The sequence below is a fragment of the Streptomyces sp. NPDC054842 genome (assembly GCF_053611025.1).
In genome coordinates this window covers 37,058-57,167 of sequence record NZ_JBSGZN010000028.1, presented here as the reverse complement: position 1 = coordinate 57,167, position 20,110 = coordinate 37,058, and the positions used below count along the sequence as shown (strand labels likewise).

21 protein-coding genes are annotated in these 20,110 nt (G+C 72.7%); 7 read left to right on the top strand and 14 right to left on the bottom strand.

Annotated features, from left to right (window positions below):
- Positions 1-9 precede the first annotated feature (9 nt).
- Positions 10-960, bottom strand: coding sequence for an ROK family protein (locus ACWGIS_RS22230; RefSeq protein WP_453364182.1), 951 nt, complete (start codon positions 958-960; stop codon positions 10-12).
- 202 nt (positions 961-1,162) lie between these two features.
- On the opposite strand from ACWGIS_RS22230, the gene ACWGIS_RS22225 reads away from it, so the two are divergent.
- Positions 1,163-2,245 (top strand): LacI family DNA-binding transcriptional regulator, encoded by a 1,083-nt coding sequence (locus ACWGIS_RS22225; protein ID WP_453364181.1) that lies wholly within the window; start codon positions 1,163-1,165, stop codon positions 2,243-2,245.
- Between the two features lie 365 nt (positions 2,246-2,610).
- Here ACWGIS_RS22225 and ACWGIS_RS22220 read toward each other — a convergent pair whose 3' ends face one another.
- The 5 genes from ACWGIS_RS22220 to ACWGIS_RS22200 all read right to left on the bottom strand — a co-directional run bounded on the left by ACWGIS_RS22220 (position 2,611) and on the right by ACWGIS_RS22200 (position 7,324).
- Entirely contained in the window at positions 2,611-3,915 is a 1,305-nt protein-coding gene (locus ACWGIS_RS22220; RefSeq protein ID WP_453364180.1) for a DUF6986 family protein, read from the bottom strand.
- Positions 3,916-4,097: 182 nt separating this feature from the next.
- Positions 4,098-5,060 carry an electron transfer flavoprotein subunit alpha/FixB family protein gene (locus ACWGIS_RS22215; protein WP_453364179.1) on the bottom strand — a complete coding sequence of 321 codons (963 nt, stop codon included), beginning with the start codon at positions 5,058-5,060 and terminating at the stop codon, positions 4,098-4,100.
- Positions 5,061-5,139: 79 nt separating this feature from the next.
- Positions 5,140-5,925, bottom strand: a complete 786-nt coding sequence (locus ACWGIS_RS22210) for an electron transfer flavoprotein subunit beta/FixA family protein (protein ID WP_453364178.1) — start codon at positions 5,923-5,925, stop codon at positions 5,140-5,142.
- Between the two features lie 233 nt (positions 5,926-6,158).
- A complete protein-coding gene (locus ACWGIS_RS22205; protein WP_453364177.1) occupies positions 6,159-6,668 on the bottom strand; it encodes a flavin reductase family protein in 510 nt (169 codons plus the stop codon).
- A gap of 242 nt (positions 6,669-6,910) precedes the next feature.
- Entirely contained in the window at positions 6,911-7,324 is a 414-nt protein-coding gene (locus tag ACWGIS_RS22200; protein WP_453364176.1) for a TlpA family protein disulfide reductase, read from the bottom strand.
- A gap of 75 nt (positions 7,325-7,399) precedes the next feature.
- On the opposite strand from ACWGIS_RS22200, the gene ACWGIS_RS22195 reads away from it, so the two are divergent.
- Positions 7,400-7,816: a DUF4395 domain-containing protein gene (locus ACWGIS_RS22195; protein WP_453364175.1), complete on the top strand. Its 417-nt coding sequence runs from the start codon at positions 7,400-7,402 to the stop codon at positions 7,814-7,816.
- Between the two features lie 184 nt (positions 7,817-8,000).
- The gene (locus ACWGIS_RS22190; RefSeq protein WP_453364174.1) at positions 8,001-8,729 is read left to right on the top strand and encodes a lysophospholipid acyltransferase family protein; all 729 of its coding nucleotides are present in this window, start codon (positions 8,001-8,003) and stop codon (positions 8,727-8,729) included.
- A 6-nt stretch (positions 8,730-8,735) separates the two neighbouring features.
- Here the strand turns inward: ACWGIS_RS22190 and ACWGIS_RS22185 are convergent, their stop codons facing one another.
- The 5 genes from ACWGIS_RS22185 to ACWGIS_RS22165 all read right to left on the bottom strand — a co-directional run bounded on the left by ACWGIS_RS22185 (position 8,736) and on the right by ACWGIS_RS22165 (position 13,377).
- Positions 8,736-9,428 (bottom strand): B3/B4 domain-containing protein, encoded by a 693-nt coding sequence (locus tag ACWGIS_RS22185; RefSeq protein WP_453364173.1) that lies wholly within the window; start codon positions 9,426-9,428, stop codon positions 8,736-8,738.
- Between the two features lie 13 nt (positions 9,429-9,441).
- Positions 9,442-10,032: a transglutaminase-like domain-containing protein gene (locus ACWGIS_RS22180; RefSeq protein WP_453364172.1), complete on the bottom strand. Its 591-nt coding sequence runs from the start codon at positions 10,030-10,032 to the stop codon at positions 9,442-9,444.
- Between the two features lie 86 nt (positions 10,033-10,118).
- The gene (locus tag ACWGIS_RS22175) at positions 10,119-11,189 is read right to left on the bottom strand and encodes a threonine aldolase family protein (protein ID WP_453364171.1); all 1,071 of its coding nucleotides are present in this window, start codon (positions 11,187-11,189) and stop codon (positions 10,119-10,121) included.
- The gene (locus ACWGIS_RS22170) at positions 11,186-11,944 is read right to left on the bottom strand and encodes an SDR family NAD(P)-dependent oxidoreductase (protein WP_453364234.1); all 759 of its coding nucleotides are present in this window, start codon (positions 11,942-11,944) and stop codon (positions 11,186-11,188) included. Before ACWGIS_RS22170 ends, ACWGIS_RS22175 begins: the two co-directional genes overlap by 4 nt.
- A 35-nt stretch (positions 11,945-11,979) precedes the next feature.
- Positions 11,980-13,377 (bottom strand): DUF6421 family protein, encoded by a 1,398-nt coding sequence (locus ACWGIS_RS22165; RefSeq protein ID WP_453364170.1) that lies wholly within the window; start codon positions 13,375-13,377, stop codon positions 11,980-11,982.
- 471 nt (positions 13,378-13,848) lie between these two features.
- On the opposite strand from ACWGIS_RS22165, the gene ACWGIS_RS22160 reads away from it, so the two are divergent.
- Positions 13,849-14,532 carry a glycerophosphodiester phosphodiesterase gene (locus tag ACWGIS_RS22160; RefSeq protein WP_453364169.1) on the top strand — a complete coding sequence of 228 codons (684 nt, stop codon included), beginning with the start codon at positions 13,849-13,851 and terminating at the stop codon, positions 14,530-14,532.
- Positions 14,533-14,577: 45 nt separating this feature from the next.
- On the opposite strand, the gene ACWGIS_RS22155 is transcribed toward ACWGIS_RS22160, so the two are convergent.
- A complete protein-coding gene (locus ACWGIS_RS22155; protein WP_453364168.1) occupies positions 14,578-15,117 on the bottom strand; it encodes a GNAT family N-acetyltransferase in 540 nt (179 codons plus the stop codon).
- Positions 15,118-15,247: 130 nt separating this feature from the next.
- Between ACWGIS_RS22155 and ACWGIS_RS22150 the strand changes: the two genes are divergently transcribed.
- Positions 15,248-15,640 carry a VOC family protein gene (locus ACWGIS_RS22150; RefSeq protein WP_453364167.1) on the top strand — a complete coding sequence of 131 codons (393 nt, stop codon included), beginning with the start codon at positions 15,248-15,250 and terminating at the stop codon, positions 15,638-15,640.
- Positions 15,641-15,756: 116 nt separating this feature from the next.
- On the opposite strand, the gene ACWGIS_RS22145 is transcribed toward ACWGIS_RS22150, so the two are convergent.
- Complete coding sequence (locus ACWGIS_RS22145; protein ID WP_453364233.1) at positions 15,757-16,257, bottom strand: MarR family winged helix-turn-helix transcriptional regulator; 501 nt, start codon at positions 16,255-16,257, stop codon at positions 15,757-15,759.
- Positions 16,258-16,391: 134 nt separating this feature from the next.
- Positions 16,392-18,044, bottom strand: coding sequence for an FUSC family protein (locus ACWGIS_RS22140; RefSeq protein ID WP_453364166.1), 1,653 nt, complete (start codon positions 18,042-18,044; stop codon positions 16,392-16,394).
- A 218-nt stretch (positions 18,045-18,262) separates the two neighbouring features.
- Here ACWGIS_RS22140 and ACWGIS_RS22135 point away from each other — a divergent pair, with 218 nt between their 5' ends.
- Positions 18,263-18,844, top strand: coding sequence for a DUF5134 domain-containing protein (locus ACWGIS_RS22135; RefSeq protein ID WP_453364165.1), 582 nt, complete (start codon positions 18,263-18,265; stop codon positions 18,842-18,844).
- A 105-nt stretch (positions 18,845-18,949) separates the two neighbouring features.
- On the top strand, positions 18,950-19,885 hold the full coding sequence (locus ACWGIS_RS22130) for a M56 family metallopeptidase (protein WP_453364164.1): 936 nt from the start codon (positions 18,950-18,952) through the stop codon (positions 19,883-19,885).
- Positions 19,886-20,110 lie beyond the last annotated feature (225 nt).

Here is a 20,110-nt window from a genome sequence, read left to right as displayed (position 1 = left end):
CCGGCACTCTCACACCCCGGCGGTCGTGCTCGGCCTCCCGCTGAGCGCGGCCGCCGCCGCACCGACCAGGCCGGCGTCCGTCCCCATCAGCGCGGGTGCCACGGTCAGGCGCTCCACGAACGACAGCGTCGCGTAGGCACCGAGGGCCTTGCGCAGCGGCGTGAAGAGGACGTCGCCGGCCTTGCCCACTCCCCCGCCGATGACGGCGACGTCGATCTCCACGAGGGTCGCGGTCGCGGCGATGCCGGCGGCGAGCGCCTGCGCGGCGCGCTCGAAGGAGGCCACGGCCACGGGATCCCCGGCCCGCGCCGCGGCGGCCACGGCGGCGGCGGAGGTGTCACCGTCGGGCCCCGGCCGCCATCCGCCCTCGATCGCGCGCCGGGCGATGTTCGGACCGCTCGCGATGCGTTCGACGCAGCCGCGGGAGCCGCACGGGCAGGGGTCGCCGTCGAGGTCGACGCTGATGTGCCCGATGTGACCGGCATTGCCGGTCGGGCCCGGATGCAACTGCCCGTTCAGCACCAGGCCGCCGCCGACACCCGTCGAGACGACCATGCAGAGCGCGTTGTCGTGGCCTCGGGCGGCACCCTGCCAGTGCTCGGCCGCGGTGATGGCCACTCCATCGCCGATCAGCGCGACCGGCAGGCCCGCCGTGGCCGTACGGACCCGCTCCACCAGTGGGAAGCCGCGCCAGCCCGGCACGTTCACGGGACTCACCGTGCCGGCGGAGGCGTCCACCGGGCCCGCGCTGCCGATCCCGACCGCCCGCGCCCGGCTCCACAGCGGGGAGAGCGTCAGCTCGCCGATGACGTCCTCGACGGCCCGCATCACGGTGTCGCCGCTCTCCCGCGCGGGCGTGGCACGCTGCGCGCGCAGAAGGATCCGGCCGTCGCCGTCCACCAGCGCTCCGGCGATCTTGGTGCCGCCGATGTCGAGCGCGGCCACGAGGTCGGTGTGCATCTGAGTCAGGTCTCCCGCTGCTGTGTCGTACCGGTCCCGGCGCCCGGAGGCTGCCGCGGCGGGCCCGGATCCCCGGCCGGAGGCCGGCAGGACGACGCTCCCCTGGTGGGAAGCCGGACCGGAGATTGCGATGGACAGTGTCTCCCGCATCTGACAACGTTGTCCAGGCTCTATGCTCGACGCCACATCCTCATACAACCCCATGGACCTACGCATCCCCGTGGACGACAGGACAGGACAGCACATCGTGGCCGAGACCGCCCGCCGATCCGAGACCCGCTACGGCAATCGTCCCACCATGAAGGACGTGGCGGCGCGGGCCGGTGTGGGCCTCAAGACGGTCTCCCGCGTCGTCAACGGCGAACCGGGCGTCACCCCGGACACCGAGCGCCGGGTCCAGGAGGCCATCGAGGCGCTTGGCTTCCGCCGCAACGACAGCGCGCGGGTGCTGCGCAAGGGCCGCACCGCGAGCATCGGTCTCGTCCTGGAGGACCTCGCCGACCCGTTCTACGGCCCCCTGAGCCGCGCGGTCGAGGAGGTCGCCCGTGCGCACGGCGCCCTGCTCATCAACGGGTCGAGCGCGGAGGACCCGGACCGCGAGCAGGAGCTGGTGCTCGCCCTGTGCGCCCGCCGGGTCGACGGGCTGGTCGTCATCCCGGCCGGTGACGACCACCGGTACCTGGAGCCGGAGATCAAGGCGGGCGTCGCCACGGTCTTCGTGGACCGGCCGGCGGGCAGGATCGACGCCGACGTCGTACTGTCGGACAGCTTCGGCGGGGCGCGCGACGGCGTGGCCCACCTCATCGCCCACGGCCACCGGCGGATCGGCTTCATCGGCGACATGCCCCGCATCCACACCGCCGCCGAGCGTCTGCGCGGCTACCGGACCGCGATGGAGGAAGCCGGCATACCGGTGGAGGACGCCTGGATGTCCCTAGGTGTCACCGACCCCGAGCGGGTGCGCCGCGCGGCCGAGGACATGCTGTCCGGCTCCTCCCCCGTCACCGCCGTGTTCGCGGGCAACAACCGCGTGACCGTCACCGTCGTCCGTGTCATCGCCGAGCGCGGCAGGCCCGTCGCCCTCGTCGGTTTCGACGACATCGAGCTCGCCGACCTCCTCCAGCCCGGCGTGACGGTCGTCGCGCAGGACGCCGCCGCCCTCGGCCGCACCGCCGCCGAGCGCCTCTTCCGCCAGCTGGACGGCAACCTCGTCACCCCCGAGCGCATCGAGCTGCCCACCCGGCTGATCACCCGGGGTTCGGGCGAACTGCCGCCGTCCGCCTGACGGTTCACCGAGCGCCGCCGACACCGGCCGGCAGTCCCGGGAGCGGCGCGCCGGTCCCGTACGCCCGCATCCGGACGCGGCCCCCACCGACGTCCGCGCGGCCGTCGCCCCCGATCTGCGCCACCGTTCGTAGAACGCGCCTCTGGTCATGCCCAGGTGCGGGGCGATGTCGTGCGATCTTGATCGCCCCGATGTCGGCGACCAGCAACCGACCACGCGCCGCGGGCCCCGCGGCGCTCAGCCGCCGGGCCGCGGGCGGGCTCACGGAACGGAGTCTGAGCCCCCGACGCAGGCGGGCCGTCGCCGTGAACGGCCGGTGCGCGGGCGCACCGGCCGGGCGGGGGCCGTACGCGCCGTACGGCCCCCTACTTGGCGCTGGCGGTCAGGTCGCCCCGGCGCGGCGTCGCGAAGGCCTCCAGGTCGGCCCGCGTGAGACCGCTGAGGCGGGCCACCTCGGCGACGTCGAGGGCACCGCAGTCGAGGCCGCGCAGCAGGTATCCGCTGAGCGCCTTCGCGGTGGCGGGCTCGTCCATGACGTCGCCGCCGGCCTGGTTGGCGTAGCGGGAGAGGCGGGCGGCGGCCTGCTCGAAGCCCTCGCGGTAGAAGGCGAACACGGCCGCGTACCGGGTCGGGATGTGCCCCGGGTGCATGTCCCAGCCCTGGTAGTAGGCGCGGGCGAGGGCGCGGCGGGTGAGGCCGTAGTGCAGGCGCCAGGCGTCGTGGACCTTCGCGGTCGGGCCGACGGGCAGGACGTTCGTGGAGCCGTCCGAGACGCGCACCCCGGTGCCCGCGGCGGCGACCTGCATGACCGCCTTGGCGTGGTCGGCGGCCGGGTGGTCGCCGGCCTGGTAGGCGGCGCTCACGCCGAGGCAGGCGCTGTAGTCGAAGGTGCCGTAGTGCAGTCCCGTGGCGCGGCCCTCGGCGGCCTGGATCATGCGGGCGACGGTGGCGGTGCCGTCGGTGGCGAGGATGGACTGGCTGGTCTCGATCTGGATCTCGAAGCCGATCCGTCCGGCCTCCAGACCGCGCGCCTTCTCGAACTCCTCCAGGAGCCGGACCATCGCGGTGACCTGTTCCGGGTACGTCACCTTGGGCAGGGTCAGGACGAGTCCGTGGGGCAGCCCGCCGGCCTCCATCAGGCCGGTCAGGAAGATGTCGAGCGTGCGGATGCCGCGGTCGCGGACCTGGGCCTCCATGCACTTCAGGCGGATGCCCATGTACGGGGCGGCGGTGCCGTTCCGGTACGCCTCGGCGATCAGCCGGGCGGCGCGCGCGGCGCTCTCGTCCTCCTCGGCGTCGGGGCGCGGGCCGTAGCCGTCCTCGAAGTCGACGCGCAGGTCTTCGATGGGCTCGCGCTCCAGCTTGGCCCGTACGCGGCCGTAGACCGGCTCGGCGAGGTCGTCGGGGAGGCCGAGGACCCGCGCGAAGGAGGCGGCGTCCGGGGCGTGTTCGTCGAGGGCCGCGAGGGCGCGGTCGCCCCAGGTGCGGAGGGTGTCGGCGGCGAAGGCGTCGCCGGGGACGTAGACGGTGTGGACGGGCTGGCGGGTGCCGGGGTCCCCCGGGTAGCGGCGCTCCAGCTCCGCGTCGACCGGCGCGAGTGAGGCGCTGATCTCCTCGCTGACGGCGCCCGCGAGGCTCGTCGCCACCTTCTCCTGCTGGCCCTGACCCATCCCACACCCTCCTGTTTTCCGCTACACGGAATCAACAATCCGTATAGCGAAGGTAATAGGCGGTCTCGATCTGCGTCAATGGTCCCCCGGAACCGGTCGGGGCCGCGCGGTGAAGATCACCACGCGGCCCCGGCAGGAGGTGGGAGGCGCTGCCCTCGCGGGCCGGGCTTCCGGAAGGAGGATCAGCCCTTGCGGGTGTTGATCTCCTCGGTGAGCTGGGGGACGACGTCGAAGAGGTCGCCGACCACGCCGTAGTCGACCAGGTCGAAGATCGGGGCCTCGGCGTCCTTGTTGATGGCCACGATGGTCTTCGAGGTCTGCATGCCGGCGCGGTGCTGGATCGCGCCGGAGATGCCGGAGGCGATGTACAGCTGCGGCGACACGGACTTGCCGGTCTGCCCGACCTGGTTGGAGTGCGGGTACCAGCCGGCGTCGACCGCGGCGCGTGAGGCGCCCACGGCGGCACCGAGGGAGTCGGCGAGGGTCTCGATGATCGAGAAGTTCTCGGCGCCGTTGACGCCGCGGCCGCCGGAGACCACGATCGCGGCCTCGGTCAGCTCCGGGCGGCCGGTCGACTCGCGCGGGGTGCGCGAGGTGACCTTGGTGCCGGTGGCCTTCTCGGAGAAGGAGACCGTCAGGGCCTCGACGGTGCCCGCGGCCGGGGCGGCCTCCACGGGAGCCGAGTTCGGCTTGACCGTGATGACCGGAGTGCCCTTGGAGACGCGGGACTTGGTGGTGAAGGAGGCGGCGAACGCGGACTGCGTGGCCACCGGGCCCTCGTCGCCGGCCTCGAGGTCGACGGCGTCGGTGATGATGCCGGAGCCGATGCGGACCGCGAGACGGGCCGCGATCTCCTTCGCCTCGGCGGAGGAGGGCAGCAGCACGGCGGCCGGGGACACGGCCTCGTACGCGGCCTGGAGGGCGTCCACCTTCGGCACGACCAGGTAGTCGGCGAACTCGGAGGCGTCGGCGGTGAGGACCTTGACCGCGCCGTGCTCGGCGAGCGCGGCGGCGGTGTTGTCGGCACCGGTGCCGAGGGCGACGGCGACGGGCTCGCCGATACGGCGGGCCAGCGTCAGCAGCTCCAGGGTGGGCTTGCGGACGGCGCCGTCCACGTGGTCGACGTAGACGAGAACTTCAGCCATGGGACTTCTTCTCTCCTGCTTACGAAGTATGAGGGGGCGGTGGGGTGCGGCGGACCGGACCCCGGGCGAATCTGGCGGGCTAGATGAACTTCTGGCCCGCGAGGAACTCGGCCAGCTGCTTGCCGCCCTCGCCCTCGTCCTTGACGATCGTGCCGGCGGTGCGCGCCGGACGCTCGGCAGCGGAGTCGACCTTGGTCCAGGAACCCTCGAGACCGACCTCGTCGGCCTCGATCTCCAGGTCCTCCAGGTCCCAGGACTCCACCGGCTTCTTCTTGGCGGCCATGATGCCCTTGAAGGAGGGGTAACGCGCCTCACCGGACTGGTCGGTGACCGACACGACCGCGGGAAGCGAGGCCTCCAGCTGCTCGGAGGCGGCATCGCCGTCACGGCGGCCCTTCACGACGCCGTCCTCGACGGAGACCTCGGACAGCAGCGTGACCTGCGGGACACCCAGGCGCTCGGCGAGCAGCGCGGGGACCACGCCCATCGTGCCGTCGGTGGAGGCCATGCCGGAGACAACGAGGTCGAAGCCGGCCTTCTCGATCGCCTTCGCCAGCACCAGCGAGGTGCCGATGGCGTCGGTGCCGTGCAGGTCGTCGTCCTCGACGTGGATGGCCTTGTCGGCGCCCATCGACAGCGCCTTGCGCAGCGCGTCCTTGGCGTCCTCGGGGCCGATGGTCAGCACGGTGATCTCGGCGTCGTCGGCGTTCTCGGCGATCTGCAGCGCCTGCTCCACCGCGTACTCGTCGAGCTCCGAGAGCAGACCGTCCACGTCGTCGCGGTCCACCGTCAGGTCATCGGAGAAGTGCCGGTCGCCAGTGGCGTCGGGCACGTACTTCACAGTGACAACGATCCTCAAGCTCACGCCGGCTCTCCTACTGCATCGTCATTTCTGGGCTGCCTTCTTGCAGGCAGCATAGGCGCCTGAAGCGGCCGATCCCGGTCGGGGCGACCCGCGCTCCGAACGAAATATTACTCGTCAGTACACCTATCGCCTGCCCACTAAGCAAGCGCTTTGAACTGTGACCTTGACAACGCTGCGTAATCAACCGCCGCGCCTGTGGCATCGGCCACACATCCGGTGCCGGCGGGCGTCCGTCAGTCGCGCAGACCGTGGAAACGCCCCTGGTGGTAGAGCAGCGGACGGCCCGCTCCCGAGGGGTCGCCGAGGGAGACCTCGGCGAGGACGATGCGGTGGTCCCCGGCCGGCACGCGCGCCACGACCCGGCAGACCAGCCAGGCCAGCACGCCGTCGAGCAGCGGCACGCCCTCGGGTCCCTCGCGCCAGCGGGTGGGCGCCCCGAAACGGTCGGCGCCGCTGCGGGCGAAGGTGCCCGCCAGGTCCTGCTGGTGCTCGCCGAGTATGTGCACGCCCACGTGGTCCGCCTCGGACACGGCGGGCCAGCTGGAGGCGCCGGTGCCGATGCCGAAGGAGACGAGCGGGGGCTCGGCGGAGACGGAGGTGAGCGAGGTGGCCGTGAACCCGACGGGGCCGCGGTCGCCCCGGGCGGTGATCACGGCGACACCCGCCGCGTGCTGCCGGAACACGGAGCGCAGGAGGTCGGGAGAGGCGAGCTGGGCGGTGCCGGAACCGGGCGTGGCCGTCATCGGGTGGTCCTTCTTCGCGAGGTGACGTGGCAGTCCCCCCGTCGCGGCGAGGCCGGGGTCGGGGGCGGGTCCGTGGGTGTTCAACAGCCCGGACAGCGCGCACTCGCGGTGCGGGCCAGGTCCACGTGGACACGCGCGAAGAGAAGGAGTTCCCGGAGCATACGGTCAGGCTGACGATAGGTGGCGGGCGCAGTCAAGTGCGTCCCGCCGACTGGGAGATCCCTCACGAAGATCACCGCGGGTCAGACGGCCTCGCCGAGCGCGGCGATGACGTCCGCCTTGCGGGGCTGTCCGGTGGCCCGGCGCACGACATGGCCGTCCGCGTCGAGCACGAGGACCGTGGGCGTCTTGAGGATGTCGAGCCGCCGCACGAGTTCGAGGCGGTCCTCGGCGTCGATCTCGACGTGGGACACGCCGGGCACCAGTCCTGCCACCTCGGCGAGCACCCGGCGGGTCGCCCGGCAGGGGGCGCAGAAGGCGCTGGAGAACTGGACCAGGGTGGCCCGTTCGCCGAGGTCCTGCCCCAACTCGGCGGCGCCGAGCCGCTTCCCGCCGTCACGCCCGCGCACTCTGACTCTCCCGCTCCGCCGCCGATGCAGCACTCCGTAGGCGCTCGCCACCGCGAGCACCGCCACGCACACCACGAGTCCGGTCATCCATGGCGGCAGCGTTCACGAGACCGCAAAGATTCCCGCCGCCACGAATCGTGCCCCATGCGGAATGCTTGATTCATGGACATCGATGTGAGGGGACCCCGGTTCGGGGCGGCTCTGACGACCCTCGTGCTGGCGGCCGTGCTGATCACCGGCAGCGCCTGGCTGCTGGCCTGGCAGACGCTGGCCTTCGCGCTCGGCGCGGCCGGCGGCGTCGGACGCTCGCCGTACGGATGGCTGTTCCGCGCGGTCGTACGCCCCCGGATCGGGCCGCCTACGGAGTTCGAACCGCCGGAGCCGCCGCGCTTCGCGCAGGTCGTCGGCCTCGCGTTCGCCGTGCTGGGCCTGGTCGGTTACGCGGTGGGGCCGCAGTGGCTGGGGACCGCGGCGACGGCGGCCGCGCTCGCCGCCGCGTTCCTCAACGCCGCTTTCGGGTACTGCCTGGGATGCGAGATGTACGTGCTGCTGCGCCGTCTGACGGTGCGTGCGGAGTAAAGGCCGGGGAAAACGCCGAGGTCGATCACGGGTCGACGTGACGAGGATCTCGCGGTTCTCCGGCACCAGGACTGGCCCCCCGTCCGTTCTTGGGGCACGATCTGCGCAATGCCGTAAACCTACGGCTGCGTAACTTTCCCGCCGGGAACCCTTTCCCAGGCAGAGAGAAGGGTCCACCCCGTCCATGGCAGAGCTTGTCTACCGTCCCGTCGTCGGTCTCGCCCTCACGCTGTTCAAGGCCTGGGACCTCAAAATCGACTGCAAGGGATCGGAGAACATTCCGCGCTCGGGCGGCGCCGTGCTGGTGAGCAATCACATCAGCTATCTCGACTTCATCTTCGACGGCATGGCCGCGCTCCCGCAGAAGCGCCTGGTCCGCTTCATGGCGAAGGAGTCGGTGTTCCGGCACAAGATCTCCGGCCCTCTCATGCGGGGCATGAAGCACATCCCGGTCGACCGCAAGCAGGGCGAGCAGGCGTACTCGCACGCGCTGGACTCGCTGCGCTCCGGTGAGATCGTGGGCGTCTTCCCCGAGGCCACCATCTCCCCCTCGTTCACGCTGAAGAGCTTCAAGTCGGGTGCCGCGCGCCTGGCTCAGGAGGCCGGCGTCCCGCTGATCCCGATGGCGCTGTGGGGCACCCAGCGCCTGTGGACCAAGGGGCACCCGCGCAACTTCAAGCGGAGCCACATCCCGATCACGATCCGCGTCGGCGAGCCGGTCGAGGCTCCGAGCGACCAGTACGCGGGGGCGATCACACGCCGGCTGCGCGACCGGGTCCAGGAGCTCCTGGAAGCCGCGCAGCGCGCCTATCCCGTACGCCCCAAGGGGCCGGACGACACCTGGTGGATGCCCGCACATCTCGGCGGCACGGCACCGACCCCCGAAGAGGTGCGCGCGGCCGAGACGCGCTGACCCCGCTCAGGCCGGGGCGTGGACCGTGATCCGCGCCCCGGGGCTGAACTTCTCGAGCAGTCCGGCGAGTTCGGCTCCGGCGCGCTCGACGTCGGCCACGGGCATCGGTGCCAGGCTCTCCAGCAGGAAGACCGCGGAGGCCGACCGTTCGGTGAGCCGGGTCCGGGGCCCCTGGCGCCAGTTCCAGCGCCGGCAGGTCACGCCCGCGTCGTCGCGCCACACCACCTCGCCCGCGTCCGGGTGCTCGATCGCCTCCTCCCCTCCCGCGACGGTCACGAAGTCCTCGTCGCCCGTGGCGCGGACGAGCCGCATCCCGCCCTCGATCAGGTCGGCGTCCTCACCGCCGACCGGGATCAGGTGGGCGACGCTGATCGCGTTGTAGACGTCGACGAGCAGGTTGATCCGGGGCAGCCCCGCGTCCGACAGGGCCCTCTTGGCCAGCGCCTCGGCCGAGTTGCGCGTGCGGGACGGCTTGGAGCCGAACGCCGTGTACGTCTCACGCCAGGCCGCCATGTGCGGGTCCTCGTGCGGGGCGCGACCGTCCAGACGTCCGGCGAGACGGCGGGCCGCGTCGTCGAGCAGCGCCGAACTCCCCTCCGTGCTGGGCCCGTTGACGAGCCCCTCCGCCTCGATCGCCACGTGGGTGAAACCGGGCGCGAGCGCGCGGACCTCGTCGGACACGGTGAGCGTGAGAGTCATGGTGTGCCTTGCGTCAGAGTGCGGTGGGAAGCGTCTTCCACAGGTGCGGGCGGTCCGCGGCACCCCGCAGGGCCGCCAGCACCGCCGGATGCGGTCCAGCGTACAGTACCGGGTAGTCCACCTCATTGGACTCCGGGTCCGGGATCCAGGCAAGCCTCTCGCCGTCGAGGGAGAACCGCGCGTCCACTCCCGGCTTGTTGCCCCGGCAGTCCTGGCGGTGCCAGGTCCCGTGGAACCGGACGGCGACGAGGCCGTGCACCACGTGCCCGCCGTCGTCGTGCAGCAGTTTCTGGTAGCAGAGCGCCGCGGGGATGTCCTCGGCGCGCAGCAGCGCGGTCAGCGCGTGCGCCTTGGCGTGACAGATGCCGGTACGCAGCTCCAGCACCTCGGAGGCCCGCCAGGTGACACGCGGATCGCCGGAGTCCTGGGAGTGCGGAATGCCGTCGCGCACGAATTCATAGGCGGACCGCGCATAGTCATACGAGTCCGCCGCGTCGCGGGCGAGGCGTGCGGCCGTCTCGCGCACCAGCGGATGATGGTGGTCGATGACCTCGTCGGCGGCCAAGTACGCGGACAGGTCAGAGGTTTCCTGGATCAGCTCCATGGCCGCAGAGCATAGGAATACGGCCGACCGTCAGTCAATGACTTTTCGGTCAACCGTATAGCTATGCATTCTTGGGGGCGTCTCCGCTAGCGGGCCATCTCTTCCTTGAGCGCCGCCACGAAGCCGTCCACGTCGTCCTCCGTCGTGTCGAAGGCGCACATCCAGCGGACGTCGCCCGCGGCCTCGTCCCAGAAGTAGAAGCGGTAGCGCTTCTGGAGCCGCTCGCTGACGTCGTGCGGCAGCCGCGCGAAGACGGCGTTGGCCTGCACGGGATGGAGGATCTCCACGCCGTGCACGGCACGGACGCCCTCGGCGAGCCGCTGCGCCATCTCGTTGGCGTGCCGGGCGTTGCGCAGCCACAGGTCCTTGGCGAGCAGCGCCTCCAACTGCACCGACACGAAGCGCATCTTGGAGGCGAGCTGCATCGACAGCTTGCGCAGGTGCTTCATGCGGCGGACGGCGTCGTGGTTGAGGACGACGACGGCCTCGCCGAACAGCGCGCCGTTCTTCGTGCCGCCCAGGGAGAGGATGTCGACGCCGGCCGCGTTGGTGAACGTCCGCATCGGGACGTCCAGCGCGGCGGCCGCGTTGGCTATCCGGGCGCCGTCGAGGTGGACCCGCATCCCGTGGGCGTGGGCGTGCTCGCAGATCGCGCGGATCTCGTCGGGTGTGTAGAGGGTGCCCAGCTCGGTGTTCTGGGTGATCGAGACGACCTGCGGCATCGCACGGTGCTCGTCGTCCCAGCCGTACGCCTGCCGGTCGATCAGCTCGGGGGTGAGCTTGCCGTCGGGCGTGGGCACGGTGAGCAGCTTCAGACCGCCCATGCGCTCGGGGGCGCCGCCCTCGTCCACGTTGATGTGCGCGCTCTCGGCGCAGATCACCGCGCCCCAGCGGTCGGTGACGGCCTGGAGCGCCACCACGTTGGCGCCCGTGCCGTTGAACACCGGGAACGCCTCCGCACCGGCCCCGAAGTGGCTGCGGATGATCCGCTGCAGGTTGGCCGTGTAGTCGTCCTCGCCGTACGCGACTTGGTGCCCGCCGTTGGCCAGGGCCAGGGCGGCGAGCACCTCGGGGTGGGCCCCCGCGTAGTTGTCGCTGGCGAAGCCGCGGACGGCCGGGTCGTGGTGACGCCGGGCGTCGGTCTTCGGAGGGTTCACGGCTTCTCGGTCAGCCACAGACGGTTTCCGTTCACTTCACCGGCGGGCCTCTCCCAGACGCCGGCGATGGCCTCGGCCAGGTCCGTGACGTCGGTGAAGCCCGCGAACTTCGCGTTGGGGCGCTCGGCGCGCATCGCGTCGTGCACCAGTGCCTTCACCACCAGGATCGCAGCCGCGGCACGCGGGCCGTCCTCGCCCCCGGCCTTGCGGAAGGAGTCGGCCATGGCCAGCGTCCAGGCCTCGGCGGCGGCCTTCGAGGCGGAGTACGCCGCGTTGCCCGCGGTGGGCTTGGTGGCACCGGCGGCACTGATGAGCAGGTACCGTCCGCGCTCGCTGCGCTGGAGCGCGTCGTGGAAGGCGAGCGAGGTGTGCTGGACCGTGCGGATCAGCAGCTTCTCCAGCAGGTCCCAGTCCGCGAGGTCGGTCTGGGTGAAGGAGGCGCTGCCGCGCCAGCCGCCGACCAGGTGGACCAGGCCGTCGACCCGGCCGTAGTCCTTCTCGATGTGGTCGGCCCAGTCACGGGTCGCCTGCGGGTCGAGCAGGTCGACCGTGTCGCCGACGACGGTGGCACCGCCGTGGGCGTAGCGGGCCGCGTCCACGGCTTCGGCAAGCCGCTGCGGGTCCGCGTCCGAGCCGACGACGACCGCGCCGGCTTCGGCGAGCCGCAGCAGCGCGGCCCGGCCCGCCGGTCCCGCGGCACCCGCCACCGCGATCACCGCGCCCGCGAGTGCTCCGTTGCCGTTCCCCTGAGCCATCGTCTTCGCCTCCTGAGCGTCCTCTGCGCGGGCGCTCACGCGGCGATCCGCTCGGCGTTCTCCGCGGTGATGCCCTTGGTGGAGGCGATCACGTTCTTCAGCTTCTTCGCAAGCGCCTCGTAGAACATGCTCAGCGGAAACTCGTCCGGAAGCACGTCGTCGACCAGCTTGCGCGGCGGCAGGCCGAGGTCGAGCGCGTCGGGGCCCTTGGCCCAGCGCGAGCCGGGGTGCGGGGCGAGGTACTCGGAGACCAGGTCATAGGCGGCGAACCAGTGGACCAGCTTCGGGCGGTCGATGCCGGCCCGGTAGAGGTCCTCGATCTCGCCGCAGAGCTGGTTGGTGACCTGCGGGGCGCGCTGCCAGTCGATGTGCAGCTTGTTGTCGGTCCAGCGGACGACGTCGTGCTTGTGCAGGTAGGCGAAGAGCAGCTGACCGCCGAGGCCGTCGTAGTTGCGCACGCGCTCGCCGGTGACCGGGAAGCGGAACATGCGGTCGAAGAGGACCGCGTACTGCACGTCGCGGGCCTGCGGGACGCCGTCGGCCTCCAGCTTCACGGCCTCCTTGAAGGCGGTGAGGTCGCAGCGCAGCTCCTCCAGGCCGTACATCCAGAACGGCTGGCGCTGCTTGATCATGAAGGGGTCGAACGGCAGGTCGCCGTGGCTGTGGGTGCGGTCGTGGACCATGTCCCACAGGACGAAGGCCTCCTCGCAGCGCTTCTGGTCGTGGACCATGGCGGCGATGTCCTCGGGCAGCTCCAGGCCCAGGATGCCGACCGCGGCGTCGGTCACGGCGCGGAAGCGGGCGGCCTCGCGGTCGCAGAAGATGCCGCCCCAGGTGAAGCGCTCGGGGGCCTCGCGCACGGCGATGGTCTCGGGGAAGAGGACGGCGGAGTTGGTGTCGTACCCCGCGGTGAAGTCCTCGAAGGTGATGCCGCAGAACAGCGGGTTGTCGTACCGGGTGCGCTCCAGCTCGGCCAGCCAGTCGGGCCAGACCATGCGCAGCACGACCGCCTCGAAGTTGCGGTCCGGGTTGCCGTTCTGCGTGTACATGGGGAAGAGCACGAGGTGCTGGAGGCCGTCCTCGCGGTGCGCGGCGGGCTGGAAGGCCAGCAGCGAGTCGAGGAAGTCGGGCACCTGGAAGCCGCCCTCGGCCCAGCGCCGCAGGTCCTTCACCAGGGCCTCGTGGTAGGCCGCGTCGTGCGGCAGCAGCGGGGCGAGCTGCTCCACGGCGTCGATGACCCGGCGCACGGCCAGCTCGGCGTCGGACGCCTCGGGGGCACCCTCGGCCTCGAAGTCGATCGAGCCGTCCTTGGACTGCCACGGCCGTATCTGCTCCACGGCATCCTTGAGCACAGGCCAAGCCGGGTGCTCCACCACCCTGGCCAGGGGAGGAATCGTTTCCTCCGTACCCACCTGCACAAGAATTTCCGTCATGACCCATCCTCCACGGGAGAACCTCGCGTATGGACACCGTATGCGCCCGGCGTTCCTTCTTACAAGTGGAGTCTCGGCAAATTATCCTGCGCCACCCCGGTCTTCACCGCCTTTTTTCCTGTCAGACACGGGATGGGCGACGACTTCCGCTCCATACCCGGGTCCGCTGGCGACGGGGGCCCTCCGGCTCCGAGGGCGTGAACCAGACAGCCACGCCCGCCCCGTGACCGACCGTCACGACCGGGAGGGGGCCGGGGCGGCCGGTACGGTCAACCGGCGCGGGACTCGCCCACCGGGGGGTGACCCGCCCCGGCGCCCCCGGCGCGGGCGCCCCTGGCCGAAGGCGCCCATTGCCCGGCGTAGGAGCGGGTACATCGCACGGCGGGGCCGTTAGGCTGCGGCCTTGCCGCGTGGACGCCCGTCGGACTCCACGCCGGAGCCGAGCCGCCGTCGACGGAAGCGAGTCGAATCTTGAACTTCCTCACCATCGGACATCGCGGAGTGATGGGCGTCGAACCCGAGAACACCCTGCGTTCCTTCGTCGCCGCCCAGCAAGCGGGCCTCGACCTGATCGAACTCGATCTCCATCTGAGCAAGGACGGCGCCCTCGTCGTCATGCACGACGCCGACGTGGACCGTACGACGGACGGCACCGGGCCGATCGCCGAGAAGACGCTCGCCGAGCTGCGCGCGCTGGACGCGGGCCGGGGCGAGCGCGTCCCCGTCTTCGAGGAGGTGCTGGACGCCGTCCGGTCGCCCCTCCAGGCGGAGATCAAGGACGTGGCGGCGGCGCGGGCGCTGGCGGAGGTCATGCACCGCCGGGACCTCGTCGGACGCGTGGAGGTCCTGTCCTTCCACGACGAGGCGATCGCCGAGGTCGCCCGGCTCGTCCCGGGCGTACGGACCGCCCTGGTCGCCAGCCGGTACGGCGTCGACGTCGTGGACCGCGCCACCGCCGTCGGCGCGGCCACCCTGGTGCTCAACATCCGGCGGCTGACCCTGGAGATCGTCGAGCGCGCCCGCAAGGCGGACCTGCGGATCATCGGCTGGGTGGTCAACACCCAGGACCACCTGCGGCTGGTGCGGGCCCTGGGGCTGGACGGCGCGACGACCGACTACCCGGAGATCAAGCGGACTGGCCGCTTCACCGCATGAACGTCACTGCGGCGCCCCGACCCGCACCCCCGCCGCGCGTGAACCTCACACCAGCGGCTTGACCAGCAGTTCGAACTCCAGGTCGTCCCGGCGCGGGACGCCGAAGCGCTCGTCGCCGTACGGGAAGGGCGTCGTCCTTCCCGTACGGCGGTAGCCGCGCCGCTCGTACCAGGCGATGAGGTCGTCGCGCACCGAGATCACGGTCATGTGCATCTCCTTCGCGCCCCAGACCTCGCGCGCGTACCGCTCGGCCTCGGCGATGATCACCTTGCCGAGACCGGCGCCCTGCAGGGCCGGGCTCACCGCGAACATCCCGAAGTAGGCGTGCTCACCGCGGTGTTCGAGCTGGCAGCAGGCGACGACGACGCCGTCCCGCTCGACCGTCAGCAGGCGGCTGTCCGGCGACTTGATCACCGCGAGCACGCCATCGGGGTCGGTCCGCTGCCCGTCCAGGATGTCCGCCTCGGTGGTCCAGCCGGTCCTGCTGCTCTCCCCGCGGTAGGCGGACTCGATCAGCACGACCAGGGCGTCGACATCGGCGTCGGTGGCGTCGCGGAAGGTCAGGCCGGCGGCAGGGGTGTCCATGGAGCGGTTCTCCGATCGGTGGCGGCTCGGGCACCGAAGAGGGTAACGCTCGCCCGGACCGGGCCGACGGGGTGTACGTGGCCGACCGACCCCGGCCGGGACTCCGCGGAGACGGCCTAGGCTCGGACGCATGGTGCATGTGCTGAGCAGCCGGACCCTCCTGCGTCCCACCGATCCCGAGCGTTCCCGTCGCTTCTACGGCGAGCAGCTGGGCCTCGCCGTCCACCGTGAGTTCGGGACCGGTCCCGAACGGGGCACGGTGTACTTCCTCGGCGGCGGCTTCCTGGAGGTCGCGGGCCGCTCCGAGGTCCCGCCCTCCCCCGCGCTCAAGCTGTGGCTCCAGGTGGCGGACGCGGCAGCGGCGCACGAGGAGCTGAGAGTGGCGGGCGTCGACATCGTGCGTCCGCCGGTGAAGGAGCCCTGGGGGCTGATCGAGATGTGGATCGCCGATCCCGACGGCACCGAGATCGTGCTGGTGGAGATCCCCGCGGACCACCCGCTGCGGTACCGCCCGGGCATCTGACCGGCGGCGCCTCCGGCGGCCCGGCCCGGAGCGGCGGGTGCCCCGGCCGCGTCCCGCCCGGTCGCCGCCCCGCGCGGGGCCGCCGCCGGACACGGCCGGCGGACAAGGCGGCGGGCTCAGACCCGCGGCCGTCCCAGCCGGCCTTCCAGCTGGCCGAGCAAGTCACCGAGCAGCAGAGCGAGTTCGCGCTGACGGGCGAGGTCGATCCCGGAGAGGACCGTCGTCTCGTACGCGAGCTGATCGGGCAGGACGGCGTCCACCAGATCGCGTCCCTCGTCGGTCAGCCGGACGTGCGCGACCCGACGGTCGCGGGTGTCGCCGCGGCGCTCGACCAGCCCGCGCTCGGTGAGCTGCTTGAGCCGTTTGGTGACGGCGGCGCCGGAGGAGAAGGTCTCGCGTGCGATCTCGCTCGGGGTCAGCTCGTGGCCGGTGCGCCGCAGCGTGCCGAGGACGTCGAACTCGGGACGGGTCAGTCCGGCGCGGCGCAGCGGGGCGTCCTCCGCCTGCTGGAGGAGGGCCGCGCTGCGGTTGATGCGGCCGATGAGTTCCATGGGCCCGGTGTCGATGCCGGGGTGCACGGCCTGCCACTGCCGCACGACGACGGACATGGTGTCCATGGGGGCCGCCGGTTCCGCCACGGGCCGGGCCTCGGAGCCGCTCCCGGGCGCCGCGTCCGGGTCCTCCCCGCCGGGCGCCCGCCCGGCCGCGTCCCGCCCGGCCGCCGCCTTCGCCGCCCGCCCGTGTGCTGCCGTCATGCCTGTGCGTCCTCCAGGGAGTGGGGTTCCTGACGTCGTACCGTCGCCGCGAGCGTACGGTGTGCGGCCTGTTCGGCCCGCATCACCCGCTCCTCCGGCAGGGCGCGCTGCCACCACTCGCCCGCCGCGGCGTCGGCCGTGGCCCGCAGTTCCACGACGGCCGCGGCGAGCGCCCGCCGGGCGGACTCCACGGCGCCGGGGGCGGGACGGGGGTCAGCCAGGACGCGGGCCGCCCGTCCGCGGGCGCGTTCCACGGCGGCGAGGGCGTCCTCGACGCGGTCACCGGCCCGCCGGTTGGTGACCGCGACCGCCGCGGCGAATCCGACCAGCGCGCCGACGAGGGTGTCCACGACCCGGTCGGTCATCAGCTGCCCGGCCTCCTGGGGGCGCGCGAACTCGGTGATGAGCAGCGCCATGGGGGTGACGCAGACACTGCCGAGCCAGTAGTTGCGGCCGATGAGCGCCTCGGCTCCGAAGTTGAGCAGGAGACAGCTCAGCACGAGCGCCGCCGGTCCGAGGTGTGCGAGGGGGACGATCGCCGCGAAGGCGAGGACGCCGACGAGGTTGCCGACGACGCGCTGGACGCCCCGGCTCCAGGTCAGGGTGACGTTGGCCTGGTAGAGCGAGGCCGCGGTGACCAGCGCCCAGTAGGGGCGGCCGATCCCGAGCGCGAGGGAGACGTATCCGGCCAGGGCGCAGCCGAGCGCGGTGCGCAGGGCGAGGGGGCCCAGCGGGGCGAGCCGGGTACGCCACGAGGGCGCGGGGCTGTCGAGTTCGGCCTCGACGCCCAGCAGCTCGCCGGTGTCCGGGTCGTCCGTCGGCGGGACGGGGCCGGTGCCGCGGAGCCGGCGGGCCCAGTCGCGCAGCCGTTCGACGTCCGCGTCGGCGGGTGCGGCCAGGGCGATCTCCGCGCGGACCAGGAGCCGCTCCAGGGCGCGCCCGGACGCGGAACGGGCACCGGTGGAGAGCAGCGTCTGCCAGGCGTTGTGCGCGGCGGCGGCCCCGGCGGCCCGGTTCTTCGCGGCACCGTCGCCGGTCCCCCACGTCCCGGCGTACGCGGCGGCGGCGTCGAGGGCCTGGGCGGTGGCCCGCCGCTCGGGCCCGTGCGGTCGTACGAGAGCGGGTGCCATGCCGACCAGCCAGGCCCAGGCGCCCGCGCCGAGGGCGAGCAGCAGGTGCCCGGGGACCTGGCCGAGGCTCTGCGGCGCGAAGAGGGACGCGGAGCTGATGAAGGTGAGGACGACGTGGCCGGGGGGTCCGACGCGGGTGGCGTCGCACAGCACCTTCTGGACGGCGGCCAGCAGGGCGCCGACGGTGACCAGGACGACGGCGTGCGTGGTGAGCGACGCCGCGACCAGGGCGACGGCCAGACCGCCGAGCATGCCGAGCACCACCCGGGCGAGGACCCCGGCCCGGGCGGCGTACGGGCGGTTGTGGGCGTAGAGGGCGCAGAGGGAACCGGCCATGGTGTACATCGCGAGATCCAGGCGGCCCAGCGCGAGCAGCGTGAGGTTCGGCGGGGCGACCGCGGCCACCACGCTCAGCGCGGGCTTGAACCAGATGTCGGACGGCCTGCCGAGGCGCAGCGCACCGGCGAGCGGAAGGCGACGGGCGCGGACGGTGGGGGACGTGGGGGGCGCACTGCTCATGCGCATAACGTTAGCAGGTGTTTTACTCGTGAACGATTCACTGGAGGTCCCCCGTCCAGGCAGCCGTCGACCGCACGTCCTCCCCGCTCCCGCAGGCGCCCGGCCTGCGGTGCACCCCCGCACGCTCCCCCGTGTACACCCTTGCGCTCGCTTGCGCACCGAGCGGGCCGGGCATGCCCAGACCGACCGTCCGACACCGTCGAAGGGGGAGGTGCGCGGTGCACGGACCGGCTTCGCCCGGCTGGCTGCTGGTCGCGCTCTGCGCGGCGACCGGCGCCTACTGCCTGCTGCGGATGCGCAGCCCGGTCGACGAACAGCGCCGCGCCGCGGGCGGCGAGGCGCTCATGGGCTTCGGCATGGCCGCCATGGCCGTCCCGGCGGCGGTGGCGGCACCGCCGCGCTGGGTGTGGCTGGTGTACGCGGCCGTGTTCGGCACGTCCGCGGTCCGCGCGCTCCGGGCGGCCCGCGGCAGCGCACACCATCTCCACCACCTGGTGGGCGCCTTCACCATGGCCTACATGGGCGGGGCCATGGCCGCGTCCCCGTCCGCGCACGCCGGGCACACGGGATCCGGGATACCCGCGGTGACCGGGACGCTCCTCGTCTACTTCGCCGCCTACGTCCTGTGGTCCGGGAGCAGACTGCTGCCGGTGCCCGGGATCGCCGGGACCGGCACCGCTTCCCCGCCGCGGGTGCGGCGCCCCGGTGGCACCGTCGGCTGGGGCGACCGGCCCGAGCTGGCGCGGGCGTGCCGGCTGTCGATGGGGATCGCCATGGTCGCGATGCTGCTGACGCTCTGAACCCCGTCCGCGGGCCCTGCCGGAGCGTCGCCGGGCTCCCGTGGTGTGCGTCACTTGCCGCGGCAGCCCGTATCGTCCGGCGGCCCCCGCTCATAGGCTTCGACCATGATGGTCCCCGCGGCACTGCTGCTGCTCGGCGCGCTGGCCGCCGTCGTCGCCCCGAGGCTGCTCGCCCGGGCCGACTGGCCGGATCGCGAACCGGTGGTCGCCCTGTGGGTGTGGCAGTGCGTGGTGGCGGCGGTCCTGCTGTGCTGCGTGCTGTCGATGACCCTGAGCGCGGCCGCCGCCTGGATGGCCGTACGGGGCCATGTGTTCGCCCCCGCACCGCACTCGGTCGTCGACGCCTACGCGCTCGGCACCGGCGATGCCTGGGCCGCGGCGACCGCCGTGGTGCTCGCCGGCGGAGGTCTGTGGACCGGGGCGATGCTGGCCCGCGAGATCGTGCGTGCCGGAGCACGCCGACGCCGGCGCCGCTCCGAACTCCTGGACCGCGCGCCGCTGTTGCCCGGCGAGGAAGCCGGCAGCGATCGTCTGGTGGTCCTGGAGGGCGAGCGTCCGGACGCCTGGTGGCTGCCCGGCGCCGCGCCGCAACTCGTCATCACCACGGCCGCGTTGCAACGGCTGCACGGACGTCAGCTGGACGCCGTGCTGGCCCACGAGCAGGGGCACGCGCAGGCCCGTCACGACTGGCTGCTGCACTGTTCGGCCGCGCTGGCCAACGGATTCCCGCAGGTTCCGGTGTTCGCCGCGTTCCGTGACGAGATGCACCGCCTGGTGGAACTCGCCGCCGACGACATGGCGTCCCGGCGCTTCGGCCGCCTCACCATCGCGCTCGCGCTGGTCGAACTCAACGAGGACCGGGGCGTGTTCGGTCCCGCTCCGACCCCGCAGGCGCACCTCCCGCAGCGCGTCCACCGCCTCCTGACCCCGCCGGACCGGCTCACGGCCGCGCGCCGGCTGCGGCTGACGGCGGCGGGCGCGCTGGTGCCGGTGGTCCCCCTGCTGATCGCGTTCGTACCGGGCCTGCGGGCGCTCGGTTAGCGACCCCGGCCGGTCACGAGGGGCCGACCGGAGGACCCGGCCCCCTGCGACACGGGGCGCAACCCCGTCACCTTTTTTCGGCTCCGCAATGAGGTCTCCGCCCTTCCCAGGAGCACCGGCCTTCCCCGGGGCGCCGGCCTTCCCCGGAGCGCCGGCCTTCCCGGGGCACGGGCCGAGGTCTGGGGCACGAGGGCCGCGCACCCGGCGATCCGTGCCGATGCACGC

Coding starts and splice junctions, on each gene's coding strand:
- ACWGIS_RS22180 (WP_453364172.1), bottom strand. CDS start 10,032: ATGGAGCTGATCCAGGAAACCTCTGACCTGTCCGCGTACTTGGCCGCC.
- ACWGIS_RS22165 (WP_453364170.1), bottom strand. CDS start 13,377: ATGACGGAAATTCTTGTGCAGGTGGGTACGGAGGAAACGATTCCTCCC.
- ACWGIS_RS22185 (WP_453364173.1), bottom strand. CDS start 9,428: ATGACTCTCACGCTCACCGTGTCCGACGAGGTCCGCGCGCTCGCGCCC.
- ACWGIS_RS22220 (WP_453364180.1), bottom strand. CDS start 3,915: ATGGGTCAGGGCCAGCAGGAGAAGGTGGCGACGAGCCTCGCGGGCGCC.
- ACWGIS_RS22215 (WP_453364179.1), bottom strand. CDS start 5,060: ATGGCTGAAGTTCTCGTCTACGTCGACCACGTGGACGGCGCCGTCCGC.
- ACWGIS_RS22200 (WP_453364176.1), bottom strand. CDS start 7,324: ATGACCGGACTCGTGGTGTGCGTGGCGGTGCTCGCGGTGGCGAGCGCC.
- ACWGIS_RS22140 (WP_453364166.1), bottom strand. CDS start 18,044: ATGAGCAGTGCGCCCCCCACGTCCCCCACCGTCCGCGCCCGTCGCCTT.
- ACWGIS_RS22195 (WP_453364175.1), top strand. CDS start 7,400: ATGGACATCGATGTGAGGGGACCCCGGTTCGGGGCGGCTCTGACGACC.
- ACWGIS_RS22170 (WP_453364234.1), bottom strand. CDS start 11,944: ATGGCTCAGGGGAACGGCAACGGAGCACTCGCGGGCGCGGTGATCGCG.
- ACWGIS_RS22225 (WP_453364181.1), top strand. CDS start 1,163: ATGGACCTACGCATCCCCGTGGACGACAGGACAGGACAGCACATCGTG.
- ACWGIS_RS22130 (WP_453364164.1), top strand. CDS start 18,950: ATGATGGTCCCCGCGGCACTGCTGCTGCTCGGCGCGCTGGCCGCCGTC.
- ACWGIS_RS22190 (WP_453364174.1), top strand. CDS start 8,001: ATGGCAGAGCTTGTCTACCGTCCCGTCGTCGGTCTCGCCCTCACGCTG.
- ACWGIS_RS22150 (WP_453364167.1), top strand. CDS start 15,248: ATGGTGCATGTGCTGAGCAGCCGGACCCTCCTGCGTCCCACCGATCCC.
- ACWGIS_RS22230 (WP_453364182.1), bottom strand. CDS start 960: ATGCACACCGACCTCGTGGCCGCGCTCGACATCGGCGGCACCAAGATC.
- ACWGIS_RS22205 (WP_453364177.1), bottom strand. CDS start 6,668: ATGACGGCCACGCCCGGTTCCGGCACCGCCCAGCTCGCCTCTCCCGAC.
- ACWGIS_RS22145 (WP_453364233.1), bottom strand. CDS start 16,257: ATGGACACCATGTCCGTCGTCGTGCGGCAGTGGCAGGCCGTGCACCCC.
- ACWGIS_RS22155 (WP_453364168.1), bottom strand. CDS start 15,117: ATGGACACCCCTGCCGCCGGCCTGACCTTCCGCGACGCCACCGACGCC.